This is a genomic window from Mycoplasma sp. 6934, assembly GCF_055523595.1.
On record NZ_JBVFVE010000001.1, the window covers coordinates 117,866 to 136,810 of the forward strand.

Genomic DNA, 18,945 nt, shown 5'->3' on the forward strand with positions numbered 1-18,945 from the left:
GTTCTGCACTTAAGAAAAAGTTAACATGAAAATGTTAACTTTTCTTTTGACTTTATTTTCAGATTCGATACTTAATCTTATTTAAAATTATAAATAATTTTTTGCAAATTTTGTCTTATACCACTGTGATACTTTATCCTTAAAGTTAGCAGCAGACTCTTCAATACGTCTTTCGATGACATTATATTCTGCTGCATGGTTCTTCTTAATTAAGAATACTTCTCAAATATGAGATGGCTCGGGATCATAAGTTAAGGGCACAAATCACACTGGTTCAGGTTTTTTATATGAATATATTGTATTAATTGTTACTTGACCATTTTCATAAATTGGAATTATAAATCCACCGTCGGGAGTCTTAACATTATCTGATTGCTTTTTTATAAAAATGTCATTAGTTTTCAAAACTTTATATGCATCTTGGTTATTTAAATATAATTCTTCAAATAGTTTTTTTATCTTATTACTATCACTATATTCTTCAGATTTATTAAGTTCTTTAAACCTTTCTATAATATAAGTATCAAAATCATCTTTAGTAGTTATTCGAATAAAATCTGCAGCATGTCATTTTTCTCCCTTAATATCATCTAAATAAGGTGGGTAAATACTAAAAAAAGTTATATTAAATGTATCAATACCTTTTTGTCTATATTGCTCTTTAATTGTTTTTTGATCTTCTTCTAATCATTCTTTAGGAGCAAAAACTCCTGATTTTGTAAATGGTTCATATATTTGATAAATAACTTCGTACATTTCTTTAACTTGATTTTCGTAATATTCGTCTGGCTTATCTAGAACAATTTGTGGCGGAATAGGTTTGTTTCCAACAGGTTGGCTATCATTGCATGATGTTATAGTTATAGGGGTTGCTAAAGTCACGAGACTAATTAGCAATTTTCTAATTGTTTTAATCATTTTTAATCACGTGAGTAATTGCTATTAAATCATATACAGAATTACTAAAGTCATATTTCTCATACTTTTTAATGCGATATCTATATGTCCCTGAAGAAGTTGCTTTATATTCTAATAACTCATCATTGCTTACTGCAGACTGAATAATCTTTACAACAACTCATTTTCCACTTGATTCCTTTTTTTCTAAATATAAGTCATAATCAGAAAATCAATTATTGTTTTGGCGTTTTATTGCCTCAGATTGAGTCAAACGAATTTCAGATTTATGAGTTAAGTCTCACATTTTACCCTCGGCAATAGTTTTTTGTTTTTCTAGTTCTTGGCTTCTTTTACGTGATGGAGAAAAGAAATTTAAAAATGAATTTCACCAACTTGTATTTTCTTTATACTCTTGCCTAACTTCAGATTGCTTTAAAAGACCAGCATTAAACGTTCAAGAACTAGATATTTTTATCGTTTGATTGCTTTGTAAATTTATTTCTTTACTTGAAAATACAAAACCACTATCATTAGTTGGATGAATTTTTAGTGTGGAATAATTGTTAGCTGCTTCTAACATTGCTTTAAAATCCACTGTTCCGGCGCCAAATTTTTGTTCATAACCACTTGACTTGTAGGTTAAATTATCGTGCTTTGGACTAACTGCAGAAGCTGATAGAATAGACTTAACAACTGGAATCCTGAATTCACTGTTTTTAATATCTGATTTATATTTGAATAAATTTGAAATTAAACCAGTTACAACTGGTGCAGCATAACTAGTTCCATGTGAATAATTATTATTGTTATAAACTGGATCATAAAAATAAGCAGGTGCTACAACTAAAGGCTTTGAAATATTTTTAAATTCAGGCAATAATCTATAATTAGAGTAATCAGCAACTATATTTTTTCTTAGGTCTCTTTCAGAAGCAGAATCGCCCAGTGCCCCTACAACAACTGAATTAAATGATAATTTATTCTCACTAATTAAGTGGTAATCATGAATCCCATCATTCCCAGCTGCAATTACATTTATTACTCCATATTTTCTAGATATATAGTCTAAGAAATATGTATTTTCATTATATCCATTAAAGTAATCTTTGACTTTCACTTGCTTGCCTTTTTCGTCTTCGTAGAACATTGCAAGTCCATAACTATGATTTATTAGTCTAATTCCATCTTCTTTGACCATTTTTTCTATAGTAGACATTCAATGACTATCATTGCCAGTGACTGAATATAAATATACTTTAGAAGACCTGTCAATTCCGTATTGTCCGCCTGCAATCATAGATACCATGGTTGAATGAGTTTTCCACCTAGGCCTTGGTTCTCTCTATCTAATTCATTTATTTCAATTCCGCCTTTAAAATATTGTTGATATTTAGTATGGAAAGGATAGGCTCAAGATTCCACTATACCTATTTTATTAATATTGGAATTATTTAAATGATTAGTAGCATTAACAATATTTGTGTTTTTGTTAACACTTTGTTTATATTTTTCAAAATTATAATCATACTGTGAACTAGAGAGATTGTAGCTATAGCCCATTTTCTCAAAATCTTGCATGACACGCGCTTCGCTATTTAGATCTTTATTTTCAAAAACAATTAATTTATAAATTTCAGTTCAGTCTTTTATGTTATTAACAAAATTTTCTCTATCATTTTCATTTTTAAAATAAAACCATACAATAGGCATTGTTGTAAGTTTTTCAAAAGATTGATATTTTAAATCCTTTGCATTAACTTTTTTTATAAAATCGTTATTAAAGTTGTTTAAAAATTCTTCATTTTCAGTTTCCAAACCTGGGTTTAATAATAATTTAAGTTCAAAATTATTATTAATTGGAATGTTTTTAAATTGACCACTATTGTTTAGTACAGTTGTCGTAAATTGATTTCTAATTTCAAATTTATTATTATTTATATTTTCATATCATATTAAATTTTGTTTTGCATGTTTAAAGTGAGATGGTACAGCAAAATATGTTGCTAGAGTACCGGTACTCAATAAAGTTAAAAAGAGTGTTTTGGGTTTATTTTTCATATGGATTTCCTTAATTAAAATAGCTTTGATTTATTTGATGTATTTATTATAACAAATTATAAGAAAGTTCATTGTAATTTTTATATATAAGTATTTACTCATGTAGTATAGGTAGTATAGTATATTTAAATGATGCGCATTGATGAAGTAAATTTAATTCATATTAGCAATAATAACATTATTCATAAAAAGTTATTATATTTGAAACTACAAGATTTTCTAGTTTTTGCTTCATATATATATATATATATATATAATTTGAATTATGAAGAAAAAATGATATTTAATGCTTACTGGTGTGTCCATTACATTACCAATTTCATTAGTAAGTTGTGGAAAAACTGACGAACCAGTTAAACCAAGTAAACCGTTGCCAATTATTAGTCCAAATCCTAGGGAGGGTGTAGTAACTCATCCTGATAAATTAACAGAAGTTGGGCATGATGAGGAAATTTCACTCCAAGATACTAAAACCCAGCAAATACAACCTCAAAAATCTGCAAATTCTAATGAGTTAGAAAAAGAAATAAATATTTATAAACATAATAATCGTGAGGTTTTAAGCACACAGTTTCAAAATATTTCATCACTTGATGAAATTAAAGTAAAAATAGCTATCAACCAGTATTATATGCTAAGCATTGAAGCCCAAACTCAGTTAGCGCAGGTAAAAACTTTGTTGGATGAATTACAAAAACAAATATATAAATTAGCAGGAGATGCAATTGAAAAAGAAGTTACTAAATACAAAAATGATAATCAGCATATTTTCGCGGGTTTAATTAATAATGGGTGGAATAAAGATTTTATTAATATATGGAACCTAACTGCTGTAAAATATGCTCTAAATGCATATAATAATTTGAGCATTAATGCAAAAACCAAATTAACTCAAGAAAAAATCCTGCTTAATCAACTTCTATTAAAAATAGAAAACTTAATACAAGAGGAAACAAACAAATATAAAAATACATATTCTTATCTTTTAAACAAAACCATAGAAAATATTACCTTAAATGATTCATATAAAGTAGATGAAGCAATAAGTAAACATAGAGGGCTTTATAGTGAAGTAAAAGAGAAATTGCAAACAGAATTTTCACATTTAGAGAAATTACAAGAAGAAATATGAAATTTAGAAACTAAAGAATACTACAAAGAACAACACGAAGTTATTTTATCCAAAGATGTAAATAATATTACTTTAGATGAAGAAACAAAATTAAAAGAAGCTTATGATGATTATGATCGTTTAAATGACAGAGTAAAAGCTCTACTAGAAACTGAAAATAATCATTTGCAAGACTTAAAAAGGAAAATGAACATTTTATTAGATGAGTTTGTTGAAACTGCATCAACTAGATATAAAAATGATTATAGAGCTATCTTAGCTAAAAATGTAAATAACATCACCATTGATGATGAATCTGATCTTGTCAATACAATTAATGCATATTATAAATTGCGTGAAGAAATACAATTGAAATTAGAAACTGAGTTTAACCATTTAGATAATTTATGAATTAAGCTTTGAAGAATAAAAGATGGAAATAATTCAAATCAAGATACTGAATATAAAAAAGGCGAGCACAAGAATATAGATGCCTTAAATACTTATATTAAGTTCGATAGTGGTGGACAAGAACTACTAAGAGATACTTATGTTAAATACTCTAAATTGCTGGATAAACCAGAATTATTAAAAAAATATGTTGATTTAACAGCTTATAATAATTGAGATGCATTATGGAATGATCCAAGGACAATTGCATTGCAATATGTAAGATCTACTGCAGAATTTAACATTCCTTTTGGTAAAATGCTTCTTTTAATGCATATAGATGTTAATAGAATGATAAGAATTGGCGCTAATATAAAAAAACATTGATCGGAAGGTTACAAACCTAGCAATATTCACTCAGCTCTATGAGTAAATGAAAAAGGTGAATTAGAATCATATGTTTTTACTCCCCCAATTAATAATAGTGACAAAGTAGAAGAAAAAACATTATTTAATTTTATTCGAGATATAAATGCCAATGTGGCAAAAGCAAATTCCCATAAATTTAGACTACTAAAAGAGATTTTTTGAGATTTTCAATAACTTATTAGAAAATATAGAATTTATTTAGCTAAAACTAAAATATTTGGAAATCCAAATATTTTTTATTCTGTACAATGTTTAAAACTAATCATTATAAAAACTATTTACATTTTTGTGTATATAATGATTACAAAGAACCACCTAGGGAAAAATATCCCTAGGTGGTTTAATTATCTATAATCATTAATGCCTGGTGTAAAAACTTCAATTTCGTATCCATCTCATGAGGTTATTTTATCAATCACTACAATATGAGTAGTTGCATGGTGGTCAAAAGCAGGTGCAACTGTTTTGTCGAGTGATTCATATTTATATTTAAAATGAAAACTTAACTTCTTATCATTGCCTTTAATAGCTTCAAGCCACATGCCAGATTCTTTTGCTACTCTAAAGGTATCAGTGGTAGTATGATCTAGACCATTAATAATTAAAATAGATTTTTGATTGAAATCAACGTCTTTGAATTTATCTTTTACTTCGTTATGTTCTTGAGGAAATTCATGGATATTATTTATTAATTGGAAGATTTTATCTCTGTTTTTAACTATATTATATTCTCTCCAATTTTCAACTATTTTATCTAATGATCAACGTCTTTCCGTTGATCATAAAAGAGCTTCCAGCTCAGATATTTTTTCATGATTAGGGGATTGCAAGACTTCTATACGTGCAAGGAGTTCTTTATTTTTTTCTTTAAATGTGTCATCCATTAGGTTGTATTGTATTAGGTCAAAATATTCAATAGATTTTTTATCTCAAAGTCTCTCTTCAAAGCCTAGGAATGTATGGGGTTGATGTTTTCTAATAACTTTAGTTGAACCATCACCAAGTAAAGTTTCAGAATAATATGATTCATATGTAGCATTGTCATCAGGCTCTTTGGGTTTATTATAATATGGATCATTGTTGTCACTGATGCATGAAGTTGTTATTAAGGGTAAAATGGTTATTATAGGACAAGATAAAGTATAAAATACCTTTTTAAATTTACTTTTCATGTTGGTCATTCTCCTTAAAATATTATATAAAAATTAGTTGTAATACTTTTTGAATTTATTATTGTATCAATCGATATACTCTTGTGCATTTTGTTCAAAGGATTTTTCTATTGTTGGATAAAAGGTCTTTTCTATTATTTCTTTATTTTTGGGAAGGCTAAACACGGCCCACTTCACAGATGTATCAGAAACCCCGGGCTTTGCAGGTGGACCGTGTGGGTCCATTACATAATTAATTGTAATGGTATTATCATCAATAAAAAATATTATTCCCACTTCCCACCAACCATCAAGCGAAGTATCAATATAAATATTTTTTGTATCTAAAACTTTGTATACATCTTGATTTTTTAAATAAAAACTTTCAAAGGATTCTTTTATATCTTCATCTGTTATGTTGATTCCAGGATAATTATGTATTTCCTTAAATCTTTTGATTATAAGATTTTCAAAATCTTGTCTTGTAGAAATTTCTATAAGATCTAAACCTTTTTTATTTTTATAATCTTTGAAAAAACTTTCATTAAAAACTTTTTGGACTTGGGTCGTTTCCCTTACTTCTTTAAATGTTTTAGTATCTCATTTTTCCGGAATAAAGGACTTAAATGTTATGTGCTCCGTTGTAACTCTTTTAAGATGAAAACCTATTTCTCTAATTTTATCATCCAAGGCTTCCCTTTTTTCCTGTGGTGTTAATGGTCTTTCTGGCTCTTGTGGTTTTGTATTTTCAGAACATGAATATAGTGCTAGCGGAATTAAAGAACACGCAACCAAAGTTAAAAATCTTTTAATTTTCATTATCTCTCACAACGTGCGTAACAGCAATTAAATCATGAACTGAATTAGAGAATGAATTTTTAGTATATTTATAAATTCTATATCTAAATGTTCCGGACTCAGGAGCTATATATTCTAACAATTCATCATTGCTGAATGAAGAGGTCACTTGTTGGACTTGCACTCACTTACCATTTTCATCCTTCCTTTCAAGATATAAATCATAATCTGTAAATCAACTGTTGTCTTGAATCCTTAACATCTCAGTTTTAGTTATATGTCTTTCATTCCTATGAGTTAAATCTCAAAGTGCTGCCTGGGCTAATATGTTTTTCTTTTCTTCTTCTTGTGCTTGTCTTCTAGCTGGAGAGAAGAAATTTGCTATTGAATTTCATCAACTTGTATCGGGTGTGTATGCTGGTCTTTTTTCATTTGAATCTAAAACACCAGCATTAAAAGTTCACGAACTAGATACTTTTATTATTTGATTTTTTTCTAAGTTTATTTCTTTACTTGAAAATACATAACCAGTATCTTGTGTTGGTTTAATTCTTACAATTCTATGGTTGTTTGCAGCTTCTAACATTTTTTGGAAGTCTGCTGTACCAGCACCATATTTGACAGCATAACCACTTTTTTTATATTCTAAATCCTTGACCTTTGGAGTTACTGCAGAAGCTGATAAAACGGATTTAACAATAGGTACAATTACATCGCTATACCTTATATTTTCTTTATATTTTAATAAATTAGATATAAGTCCAGTTATCAGTGGTGCGGCAAAACTTGTACCTGCTGTATATTTATTTATATTATATACTGGATCATATAATAACCCTGGTGCAACAACTAAAGGTTTAGCTAAATTTTTGTATTCTTCTCTTAATTTATAATTAGATGTAGCTCTAATAGTATTACTTGGTATGTTGTATTTAGATGATCATGTATTTAGTTCTCCCACAACTACTGAGTTAAATGATAGTTTTTCGTTTGAAATTAAATGTCTATCGTCTTCCCCATCATTTCCAGCTGAAATAACATTAATTATGCCATATCTTCGTGATATATAATCAAGGAAGTAAGAGTCTTCATTATAACTGTAAAAATAATGAGGATTTATGTATTCTTTTTTTGTTTTTTTGTCTATTTTTTTTAGCCAAGGACCATAACTATGGTTTATAATTTTAACACCTCATATTGCTAATTTTTCGATAGTTTTAGTCCAATAACTATCATAGCTTTCAAATGTTTCCAGAAATATTTTAGAATGTTTGTCGACACCGTACATTCCACCTATTACCATAGAAACTAATGTTGAATGTGAACTATTTTCCTTTTCGTCTTTTGGTTTTGAGCTAAAATCATTAACTCTTATATTGTTATTGAAATATTCAAGATACCTTTTATCAATTGGATTTTCTCATGATTCTATAACACCAATATTGATATTTATTACTGGGTGGTTATAGTATTCAAAATTAAATAAAGGCATGTTAACGATCTGTCGGTTATTATCCAAGGTTTTTCTAAATTCATCAAGTCCTCGAACATAATCAGATATTCCATACGAATTTGAATAAGGATTTTTACCATTTGTTGATTCAAGATCTGAAATATTATCATTTTTAAAAAGAATAAATTTATGAATTTCTTGCCAATTCTTAATAAAACCAACAAATTTTTCTCTATCATTTTCATTATCAAAATAAAATCATACAATAGGTATCATTTCACTTATTACAAATGATTTATATTTTAATTGATTGCTTTCAACTTTTTTTACAAAATTATTATTATATACTTTAATTTCTTTTTCGTCCGTAACACCATTTCCTGGGTTTAACAATAATTTAAGTTCAAAATCATTGTTAAGAAATACTTCCTCATTTTCTGCATTGTCGCTTTGGATAAGAAAGGCTTTTTGCTCCCTAATTTCGAATTTTTTTCCTGAAAATTTATCATACCATGCATTAACTTTTTGGATAAAACCAAAATTGCTTAAAGAAACTCAGGTTACAAGACCTGTAGTGACCCATCCTAATGTAAATATAATATTTTTAAATTTTTTCTTGCTCATATATAAATTCCTTTTTCTTTTGCATAACTATATAAAAAGTGCAAAAATAACCACCATAATATTTGAAAGTTTTGAATATATATTTTCAAAGAACTATGGTTTGTTAATTTTGCACATAATAATTATATCATATTTGAAAAATTTGTTTCTGATTATTGTTTTTGGAATCTTAATCTTCGCTTACTTGTTTTAAAAATCAAGGTAGATCATAATTTGCAGGATCAAATAAATGAGCTTTAAGAATTTGGGATGATAAAGATCTATAGTTTTGCAAAGAAAGAGGATTCTTATTTTCATAATTAACACCAAAAAGATTATAATCACGAGTGTCATAACTATAAAATACTGCAAATTGACCGTCTCCCATATATCCGCCAGTACCAGCTGTATGAATACCAAAATAGTTAAGTTTTCCATTATTTATAATTCATACAGGACTTCCTGATGCACCTCCACCTGTAAAGATATGTGAATAGTAGTTACGTCATCCTGTAGCATAGCGGTTATCATCAATTCATAATGGTCTTCGAATAATAGATCCAGCAGTTTTCTTAGTAGGAAAACCTAGTGTTGTAGCTTCCCAAATCATTGGAACTGAAGGAATTCTAAATTTAGAAGGAACATCTAGACCAATATTAGATTGACTCATAAGTTTATTTGTTCTTAAAACTAGGTCCATATGCCCATTACTTAGTGCTTCACTCATTTTTTCATTTAAATCCATTACTGAGATAAGCATATCATTATTTCCTTCTTTACTACCATCTTTAGATACTTGATTCATAGAAAGTCATAAAGGTTTAACATTAACATTTGGATATTTGTGAGTTATAGAATAATGTTTTTGTCTTTCTAAGTCACTTCCAATTAATTGAAAAGGAAGGTAATATGTGTTTCCTGCATGTTTATGCAGGAATGAGTCATCAATAACATCATTTCAATTACTTGCTTCTTGTTTTGCAATATGCATGTTTGTCAAATAGTAAAATGTAGCATTATTTGGATCATTATTTGTTTTGGATAAAAATCCGCCAGTACCTAAATTACCCCCCCCTGTATCTACTATTGTTCTTAAATAAGCATTTTCCACAACATCTCAATTACGCCATTCTTCCAGGCGCATGTATTCAGCATCCATTTTGTATCCTTCATGTAATTTGAAGGATACATTTTGGTTTGGTTGATAGACATCACGGTTAGCTAAATATTCTCAATCTGAGAAAATTGTAATAGGTTGGTTGAATTGATTATATTCCATATGACTATAATCAAAGCGGTTTTGATATATTCCAAAATCTTCTAATTCTTCATCATTTGTATATTGAATGCTTGCACTTACGGCAGCAGGTAATATTAAAAATGCCCGTTGTTTCTCAAAATTGTCCTGAAAACCAATTTGAGTTTCTGGTTCATCAACGATGATTTTATATGAGTTATCTTCCATATATATTTTAAACTCAATACCAGTTGTTTCATTTCAGGTGAGACTTACTATATATTTAAAAGTTTTGTCTGTATTGGTTTTAGCTTCTCTAATATATTTAAGTGTCTTAGAAGCAATTAAATTATCTAAATCTACATTTAAAGCTATAGTACTATCGTTATTTCTAATGCGTTGAGTTTTTTGGTTATCATTGATTAATGAATTAGCGTGTATATTAAATTTAATATTTCTATTTCTAGCATTAGGTTTAAGTAAGGTTTGTTCAAGATACTTGCGTTTAAAGGTTCATGATGCAATATTAGTACGAGTATTAATATCTCATAATAAATCATCTCAGATTGGTTCAATTACACGCTTGCGGGTAATTGAATTTAGCGAATCTTGAATTGTTCTTAAATTTGAATTTCTTCATGTAAAACTTTCGTATAAATTATTCGTTTGACTTAAAGCAAATCCTTTTATTTTGTACCATGTATTACCATTAATTCAATTATTGTTTTTATCTTGAACTTTAAAACTAACGTATGCTTCATCAAAGGTAATACGTTTAATACCATTTATTTTGAAGATTTTTACTGGCAATGAATAATTTTTATATTCAATTTCACCTTGTGCATTAGTTTTTAATTTAATTATTTTTTCTAGTCCTGCTAAATCATCTGATCATTGATCGGCTGTTTTAGTTTTTAAGACTTCATAATTAATATCTAAATCGCTTAGTTTTATATTATTAACCATGATTTCTGGGTAGTGGTGTTGTTGGTAATCGTTAACTAAATTAATTAAGGTATATTCTTTCCCATTAGTATATCTAATTGATTGATCAGTTTTCATAATTCATCCAAGTTTAAATGACATACCACGCTTACCAACACGTTTTACATCATATCAAACTAGGAAATAATCTCCTCGTAATGTGCTTATATTTGTTACATTAACCTCTATATCTTTATCATAATATTTGTTATCTAATGGAACATATGCTTTATCATCGTGATTTACGCCTTTATTATCTGTACCTGTATTATTAATCAACATTAAATATTCCATGTGTACAAATGCTTTTTGGTCAATTAAATCTTGAACATTGATAAGTCTAAAATCAGGTTCTACTTTAGTTGATGAAGTAAGCCTTGGAGTAAAGTTTGATTCATTAACTGAGTTAATTAAATTAATAATATTTTGATCTGGGGCTGTTGCATCTTTAAAGTCTTCTGCAGTAAAGATTTCGCCTTTAGGCTTTAAGTCAAAGAAGTTAAGTAATTTGAAATTGTTAATTTTAATAGGGTTTTTATAAATATCTTGATTATCATCAATTGGCACTTCAACTCCATCTTTTTTGTATCAGAGAATTAATTGTGCTGTTCCATTTCAATCATCAATATTAATAACATCTTTAATAAATAATTCATATTTACCAAATTTAGGCAAAATATATGAATCATTGAATGCTTTGATTGCATCAGAAGCAAGATAGATTTCATGAGTGGTTTTTGTATTTGGTTTAAATTTTAAAGAATTGAAAAATGTAGATGAAGTTCCTTCAAGGATTTTCAAGATCTTTGCTTTATGTATTTCATCAAGATAATTTTGGTATGATCCTTGATTATTTCAAAATTCCACTTTATGCAGTGTTGGCCGTTTTATTTCTCGTATTATTTGGTTATTAAATAAAACTCTTAATGTTACATATAATTGTCCATTTCTATTTTCGAAATCATCAAGAAATTGATACGTAAAGAATTTTGAAATTTTTCTTGATTTAGGTTTAAAGTAAGAAAGTTTATCTTCAAAACTTAAGTTTAGAAAATCACTTTCTTTTAATTTTTTTAAATTATCATAATTTACATTAAAATTCTCATCAATGTGTCAAAGGTTAATTTTGTCAATGTATTGAGTAACATCTCTAGTGAATGTTTTTGAGAAATTATAAGTGTAGTTTATGTCTGGATTAGGTTTTAATATTACTTTAACTTCTACATTTAAAGTATTTCAATTGCTTGGGTCTAATTCTAGGTTTGTAATTTGATAATTAATATATTCATTATCATGCACATCAAAGAATAACTTTGTATTTTCAAAAGTATATGATGCTGAATATGAATATTTTTCGAGGTCATATTTTTTACCTAATTCATCATATTCAAATTTTAGTCTCTCACCTGCATCATCTTTGAAGTAATCTAGTAGTGGTTTGGAATCTTGCTCCTTGTTTTGTTTTAGATTAGTATCAAGAGTTTGATAAGTTTGTAATAAAGTTTCAAAAGATTCGATATTTGATTGCATTGAAACTAGCGAGATTTTATCTAATAAGCCACCTGTAAATAATTTATTATATTTTGCTTTTTCTTTGTAATAATCTAAAACTAGTTTTTGTGAACCTTGGTATTCATTTTTAATATATGTTTCAATGCTCGTTAGTTTATTATTAACTTGTGCAAATATTTGGAGAAATTTAGTAAATTCTTCATTAAATGTATTTAATGATTTAAAACTATAAGTATTAAGTAAATCTTTCAAATCATCTTTATTGTTTTGTGTTAACTGTGCTTCTTCTATTGTTTGAATTAAAGAATTTCTTAGTTCAACAACTTGGCTTGTTTCAAGGTGATTTAGTTTTGCTTTTAATTGATAAATACCCTCTAAGTTATAAATGTTTTGAATCTTAGATATTAAGGATTGTTTAACCACGGATGAAATATTTGAAGATTCAACAGTTTTAAATAACTCATCCTTAGCCTTCTTTACATCATGTGCTATTAGATTATTTTCAATAATGTAATTAGTTAAGGAAATAAAGTTATTTTTTAATTCATTATTATAGGAAGATATGTTATTTATTGACAAGTTTTCCTCAAGAAATATTTTAACTTTATTTAATTGCACAATTAAAGGTTCGTTATTTAAACTAAATACAAAATTAAACAAACTATTTAGTTTTGTAATATTATTATCAATTTCTTTAATCAACTCCAAAGGATTCTTAATTTCTTTATTTAAATTAAATAATTTATAAATTGCAGAATTTAAAAAGTTTTTAACAACTTTATTACTAAGATTAAGCTTCTTCGCTTCGTTTACAAAGTTATCTAATTCTTTGTTTTTCTCAATCACTAATTCATTGTATGCTTGAATATCAGAATGAGTTTGTTTAATTTCTTCTAGTAATTCATGAGTTAAATTATTTAAGTTTAATGAGGTTGTATTAATAATCTTGTCATATTTTTGGAGTTTTGTTTTAATTGAATTAAAGTTTTTGTGGTTAAGATCAATATCTGAATAAAGACTTTCAAGCTTAGTATCTAAGATATTGAGATATTGCGATGCAAAATTTATTAGAATATGAGCTTTATTGTCTGAAATAGGTTCTTTTGTTTGTGTAATATTATTTTGTAATATATTTAACTGTTTTCTATTTTGATTATTGAAAAAACTAATTATCTTTTGATAATTACGATCCTTAATTTTATCTTCACTTTCAAGCCTTTGAGTACTATTACAACTCATTACTATAACTGGTAGCAATGTTATAAAAGATCCTATTAAAACTAACTGTTTCTTTTTATGCATAAAACCTCACATTTATTTATTGTAATTATTTTACAATAAATAAAGAAAAACCTTGCTAGATAAGCAAGGTTTAGTCTAATTTTTAATTAAAAAATCAAGTGTTAATGCTCTAGCATTTAAAACATTTTCAAAGTTTTTATTATTTGATAAGATTGCCTTAATATTGAAGTTAATTCTTAAATAATTGTTATTACCTAGTTTAACAGTTTCAACATTAATAATATTAAATGCATGTAATTCATTGGTAATAACTGGATTATATGAATTTTTAACAAAATATGTCAATCTTGTTAGCAATCTTTCTAGGTTTGTATATTTTAAAAGTTCGTTTCATCCGCCTGATGTAATTTTCTCTTTTAAAGCCTCTGGTGATAAGCCTTTAGAAGAATCATTAAAGCCATATGTTTTATTAAATTCATCTCAATGGGTTTTTGAGTATTTAATTAAATGGGCTTCAAGATATGTAAGATAATCACTAACTTCTTTTTGACTATAGTTATTATATCCGGTAATTAATGCTGGCTCTGTAAATAATGCATATTTAATTTCTGGCTTTGCATTTTTATTATTCTTATTATAACTATCAAATCAAGCATTAATACGATAGTTTAACATTCCATACATTGCATAAGGCGAAGTTTTGTGAGGTTGATAAACATCTTTAACATCTGTAAATTTTGTAAAGTAAAGCATGAATTTACTATCATCATAGTTTTTAAATCTTTCACTTATTACAACAAATTCATTTAATTTAGGATCTTGCAGGTCAATTCACTTAGTTTTATTACCAAATGAATATGATAAATCGTTTTTATCATCGTATCCGGCACCAAATGTTTTATCAAAATCACCAGTTGATTTTGATAAACCTTGTTCAGAAATTCAGATTAAGTTATTTAAATCAATTGTAGAATTATTAGGGTTAAAATCGTTTTTTGTAAATAAGTTGAGTACTGTAAATGTTTTAAAATCACTTTGATAATCTTTATAATTTATCTTAATTTTAAGTTGTAAGTTTCCTTTAGCATCATCATATGAATTATAGCTATTGTCAATGATGAAATTAACTTCATCATCATAATTAATATTAATATCTTTCACTAATGACAATAATGTAGCTTTATCAACAATTTTTCTCTTAGCTGCTGATGCTCATCATTTTTGATTTAATTCAAGGGTTGTTTTTATATTAGTTCATTGATTTTGAATATCTAACTGACTTGTTGAAGTATATTTTTCACGTTTAAATGTTGTTTCAGTTTTTAAATATTGATTATTATAAAATAAATATTTAACTTTGTAATTAACGTTTGGTTTTAAATAAGTTTCAAAGCTCAACGAATTTTGGTTATTTGAAGCATTTTGTATATGTGTTTCAAATACATTATTTTCATTGCCTTCTTCATAATACACAAAGATTGGTTTAACATTACTTAGATAATGTTTTGGTAAATTTTGTGAGAAGTTAATTGTAACTGTTGATTTATTATTATTTGTTGTCGAAATTGAAGAAATAGCAAGGTTTTGTTGAGTTATATCTTGATTATTAGTAACTTCTTTGTTAGCATCATTTGAACTTTTTGGTCTAATGTCTTTATTATCGGCTTTAACTTTTGATAAGAAAATTTTACCGTTAAAATCTAAATTATCTATTTTAGCACTTCATTTATCATTTTCTTTAGTTGCTGGTAAGGTTCACGATGCACCGTAATTAGATGATAAAACAAATTGGACATTAGTAGGTTGGGCGCTACTTTGAACCATTGCAATATTTGAGGTTACTTTTAATAATTTTGTATTTTTATCATATGTAAGTTCGCTTTGATCGTAATTATCATAACTTGAATTAGTACTAAATTCATAGGTCTTACCATTTGCGGGTTTAATTTGAATTCTAAGTTTTGAGTTAGTATCATCTGTATTTTCTTCATAATATTTTTTTGTGTCTATTCCAATACCAATAAGTTCAACATTTTTATTTTTGGGCAAGAAGGTAAAGCCTTTTAAATCATCCCAATCGGAAACTTCAAATAATGTAAATTCAAAATTTTTAAAATCATGATATTTTTGTTTACTAATATTTAAATTAGCACTAAATTCTTTTTGAGATTCTTTATCTTTAAATGAAAATTGCACAACATATTCTTCATTTATTTCAAATTGATTATTAAGGCCTTCTAAAGAAAGATATGCCTTATCAGAAGTTCCGTCTGTTGTTTGTTCACTCTTAAAGGTTAGACCAATTGATTCATAAGTAATTGGTTTGCTATATGGTGATGTTTCAAAGGTTAAAACACTTTCATTTTTTCATTTATCTCCTGCTTTTTGTGCATTATTTAATTCATAAGTTTTATTATTAATATATAAGTTTTTTAGTTGATAAAATGAACTAAATTGTAAATTAGATAATAAAAATTCAATGTAATTTCCTGATTCATCTGTAAGTAGTTTATTTGAAGAAGATAGATTTGTTTTTTCAATATCACCATATAAATTAATATATGTCAAATCATAGTTTTGATTATTTTCATCTTCTAAAATACTCGTTGTAAAATTAACCCGTATTTTCGCCTCTGAATCTAATACTTCTTTTAGTTCAATATTTTTAACTTCAAATGATTCTTCATTTTTTGTTTTAAAACTTTGGTTAATATTATATTCAGAAGCTGTTGGTAAATTTACTGTCATTTTTTTAACTTGATAATTTAAACCTGGTGTTAAATTATCAAGTTTAAAAGTAATTAAGTTACCATCAATACTTAAAGATGAATATTGTTTTTCTTGATCGCTTGAATCGGTAACTACTAATTTATATATACTAGTTGGTTGAACTTGATCAAAAGTAACTATTACAGATGCAGATGTTTTAGTTATTCTATCAATTATTGTTGATAGTAATGAAGATTCTTTTGGATCATTTGATTTTGTATTACCATCAGTATCTTTAGGATCTTGTGGTGGATTTACTTTATCATCATTCTTCTTATCTGAATCACTTGGATCTTGTGGTTTTGAATTATCTTTATTAGGATCTGTAATTATTGGAGGAATTGGATTTTCTGGGGCTTTTATAATATTGCTGTTTTCTGCTTTAAGTGTTCTAAAGTTTTGGTTTATAACCAAAACTTTATTGTTATTAACTTTTATTTCTTTAACATTATATTCTGTATCAGTGCTTAAATTATTAATTGTGATTTGGAATTGGTTTTCCCTTGATAATTTAGTTAAATTGGAAACTAAAAAATCATAGTCATTATTATTAAGTGTAATTTTTAGTTGATCATTTTGGCTTAGATTAGAGATTTGAATTGAAAATTCTAAAGATGTCTGAGTTTTATTCGTATTGTTAAATGAGGTTAATTGATAGTCAGGTTTTGGAGTAGGTTCAGGTTGGGGGTTTGGTGTTTGAGTACAAGCAATAAAACCTAAACTACCTGATACAATTGAACTTAATAAAATTGGTAATATAATAAACTTATTTTTTTTCATATTTATATTTTAACAGATTAGGATTAATGTAAAATATATTATGTTAGAAAGGAATTATGTTTATTAAGAAAATTGATAATACAAAAAATGGTGATTTATTATTAAAAGCTATTTTTAAAGATAATGAATTACCTGACAATTTAATTAAAAAAGCAAATGCAGTTACTGACTATTTTTCAAATAATGAATCTTTTGCATATTTAGGAGAATTAAAAGATTACACCTATAATTCAATTCAAAGCTTTGCAAAAGGATTTTTTACAGCCCAAGCAAGAGCCTACCAAATTTGCCTAGATTCATTTGTTAAAGGAAATGTTACCTTACCAGAAGTAGTTTCAGCATTTGTTCAAGCATATAACTATGTGCATGCTGATATTTATAATGCTAAAACAGGAAAAAAACCAGAAGTATTCCAAATGAGTTTTTATTCAAAAGAAGATGAATCTTTATATAAAGACGCATTAAATAAAGCAGTTATTTTATCTGAATCTGTAAATTTTGCACGTAATTTACAAATCACACCACCAAATATTTTAAATTCTGAAAAATTAGCAGAAGTTGTTTATGAAGATCTTAAACAATATGATAATTTAAGCATTAGAGTTTTAAATAAACAAGAAATTGAAGATTTAAAAATGGGGTTATTGCTTTCAGTTAACAAAGGAAGTATGTATGAACCACGTGTTGTAGTTATTGAGTATAATGGGAATCCTGATTCAAATGACAAAACAGTTTATGTAGGGAAGGGTATTACATTTGACTCTGGTGGGTATTCATTAAAACCTGGTCGCTCAATGATTGGTATGAAATTTGATATGTCAGGTTCAGTATTTGTTGCTAGTGCAATGAAGGCAATTGCTCAACTAAAACCAAAAACAAATGTTGCAGCAGTTATGTGTATTACAGACAACAGAGTTAACGGGGATGCATCATTGCCAGATACAGTTTGAAAAAGTATGAATGGTAAAACAGTTGAGATTAATAATACTGACGCTGAAGGTCGTTTAGTAATGGCTGATGGTATTACTTATGCTGTTAGAAATTTAAAAGCTACTCAAATTGTGGATGTGGCTACTTTAACTGGTGCTATTCTAGTCGCGCTTGGAAGCACATATACGGGAGTTTGAGCGACTAGTGATAAAGCATGAAATGAACTAAAAGAAGCGGCCGATACACAAAAAGAACTAGTTTGAAGAATGCCTCTTGATGAAGCCTTTGCTAAGGAAATTAAAAATACCCCAGTTGCAGACCTTAAAAATACTGATTTAAGTGGAGCAGGTGGTGGAAGCTCTTCAGCAGCTATGTTCTTAAAAGAATTTACAGAAGGTGTTGAATATATTCACTTAGATGTTGCTGGTACTGCTGAACAAGGCGGACGCCCTACTGGTGTTATGGTTAAAACATTAACCCAACTTGCATTAAACAAAAAATAATTTTGTATTTAAAATATTCAGAACATCATATTGCTCTGAATATTTTCATATTAATTTATAATATTTTGTTTAAAAATTCACTAAGATTAAACTTC

General features: G+C 27.2%; 10 protein-coding genes. 2 read left to right on the forward strand and 8 right to left on the reverse strand.

The window, feature by feature from the left end; translation table 4 throughout:
* Window positions 1-87 precede the first annotated feature (87 nt).
* From AC0B4S_RS00460 to AC0B4S_RS00470, 3 genes are read right to left on the reverse strand one after another with little or no spacing between them, the layout of a single operon-like run.
* Window positions 88-918 (reverse strand): hypothetical protein, encoded by an 831-nt coding sequence (locus AC0B4S_RS00460; protein ID WP_465101177.1) that lies wholly within the window; start codon window positions 916-918, stop codon window positions 88-90.
* A complete protein-coding gene (locus AC0B4S_RS00465; protein ID WP_465101178.1) occupies window positions 911-2,206 on the reverse strand; it encodes a S8 family serine peptidase in 1,296 nt (431 codons plus the stop codon). Before AC0B4S_RS00465 ends, AC0B4S_RS00460 begins: the two co-directional genes overlap by 8 nt.
* On the reverse strand, window positions 2,104-2,958 hold the full coding sequence (locus AC0B4S_RS00470) for a hypothetical protein (protein ID WP_465101179.1): 855 nt from the start codon (window positions 2,956-2,958) through the stop codon (window positions 2,104-2,106). The genes AC0B4S_RS00465 and AC0B4S_RS00470 overlap by 103 nt, the downstream gene beginning before the upstream one ends.
* Before the next feature lie 265 nt (window positions 2,959-3,223).
* Here AC0B4S_RS00470 and AC0B4S_RS00475 point away from each other — a divergent pair, with 265 nt between their 5' ends.
* Window positions 3,224-5,062, forward strand: coding sequence for a hypothetical protein (locus AC0B4S_RS00475; protein WP_465101180.1), 1,839 nt, complete (start codon window positions 3,224-3,226; stop codon window positions 5,060-5,062).
* Window positions 5,063-5,232: 170 nt separating this feature from the next.
* Here the strand turns inward: AC0B4S_RS00475 and AC0B4S_RS00480 are convergent, their stop codons facing one another.
* The 5 genes from AC0B4S_RS00480 to AC0B4S_RS00500 all read right to left on the reverse strand — a co-directional run bounded on the left by AC0B4S_RS00480 (window position 5,233) and on the right by AC0B4S_RS00500 (window position 17,417).
* Window positions 5,233-6,060 carry a hypothetical protein gene (locus AC0B4S_RS00480; RefSeq protein ID WP_465101181.1) on the reverse strand — a complete coding sequence of 276 codons (828 nt, stop codon included), beginning with the start codon at window positions 6,058-6,060 and terminating at the stop codon, window positions 5,233-5,235.
* 33 nt (window positions 6,061-6,093) lie between these two features.
* Window positions 6,094-6,858 carry a hypothetical protein gene (locus AC0B4S_RS00485; RefSeq protein WP_465101182.1) on the reverse strand — a complete coding sequence of 255 codons (765 nt, stop codon included), beginning with the start codon at window positions 6,856-6,858 and terminating at the stop codon, window positions 6,094-6,096.
* Window positions 6,848-8,914, reverse strand: a complete 2,067-nt coding sequence (locus AC0B4S_RS00490) for a S8 family serine peptidase (RefSeq protein ID WP_465101183.1) — start codon at window positions 8,912-8,914, stop codon at window positions 6,848-6,850. The genes AC0B4S_RS00485 and AC0B4S_RS00490 overlap by 11 nt, the downstream gene beginning before the upstream one ends.
* Before the next feature lie 169 nt (window positions 8,915-9,083).
* The gene (locus tag AC0B4S_RS00495; RefSeq protein WP_465101184.1) at window positions 9,084-13,928 is read right to left on the reverse strand and encodes an MGA_1079 family surface serine endopeptidase; all 4,845 of its coding nucleotides are present in this window, start codon (window positions 13,926-13,928) and stop codon (window positions 9,084-9,086) included.
* A 75-nt stretch (window positions 13,929-14,003) separates the two neighbouring features.
* Complete coding sequence (locus AC0B4S_RS00500) at window positions 14,004-17,417, reverse strand: hypothetical protein (RefSeq protein ID WP_465101185.1); 3,414 nt, start codon at window positions 17,415-17,417, stop codon at window positions 14,004-14,006.
* A gap of 56 nt (window positions 17,418-17,473) precedes the next feature.
* Here AC0B4S_RS00500 and AC0B4S_RS00505 point away from each other — a divergent pair, with 56 nt between their 5' ends.
* On the forward strand, window positions 17,474-18,850 hold the full coding sequence (locus AC0B4S_RS00505) for a M17 family metallopeptidase (RefSeq protein WP_465101186.1): 1,377 nt from the start codon (window positions 17,474-17,476) through the stop codon (window positions 18,848-18,850).
* Window positions 18,851-18,945 lie beyond the last annotated feature (95 nt).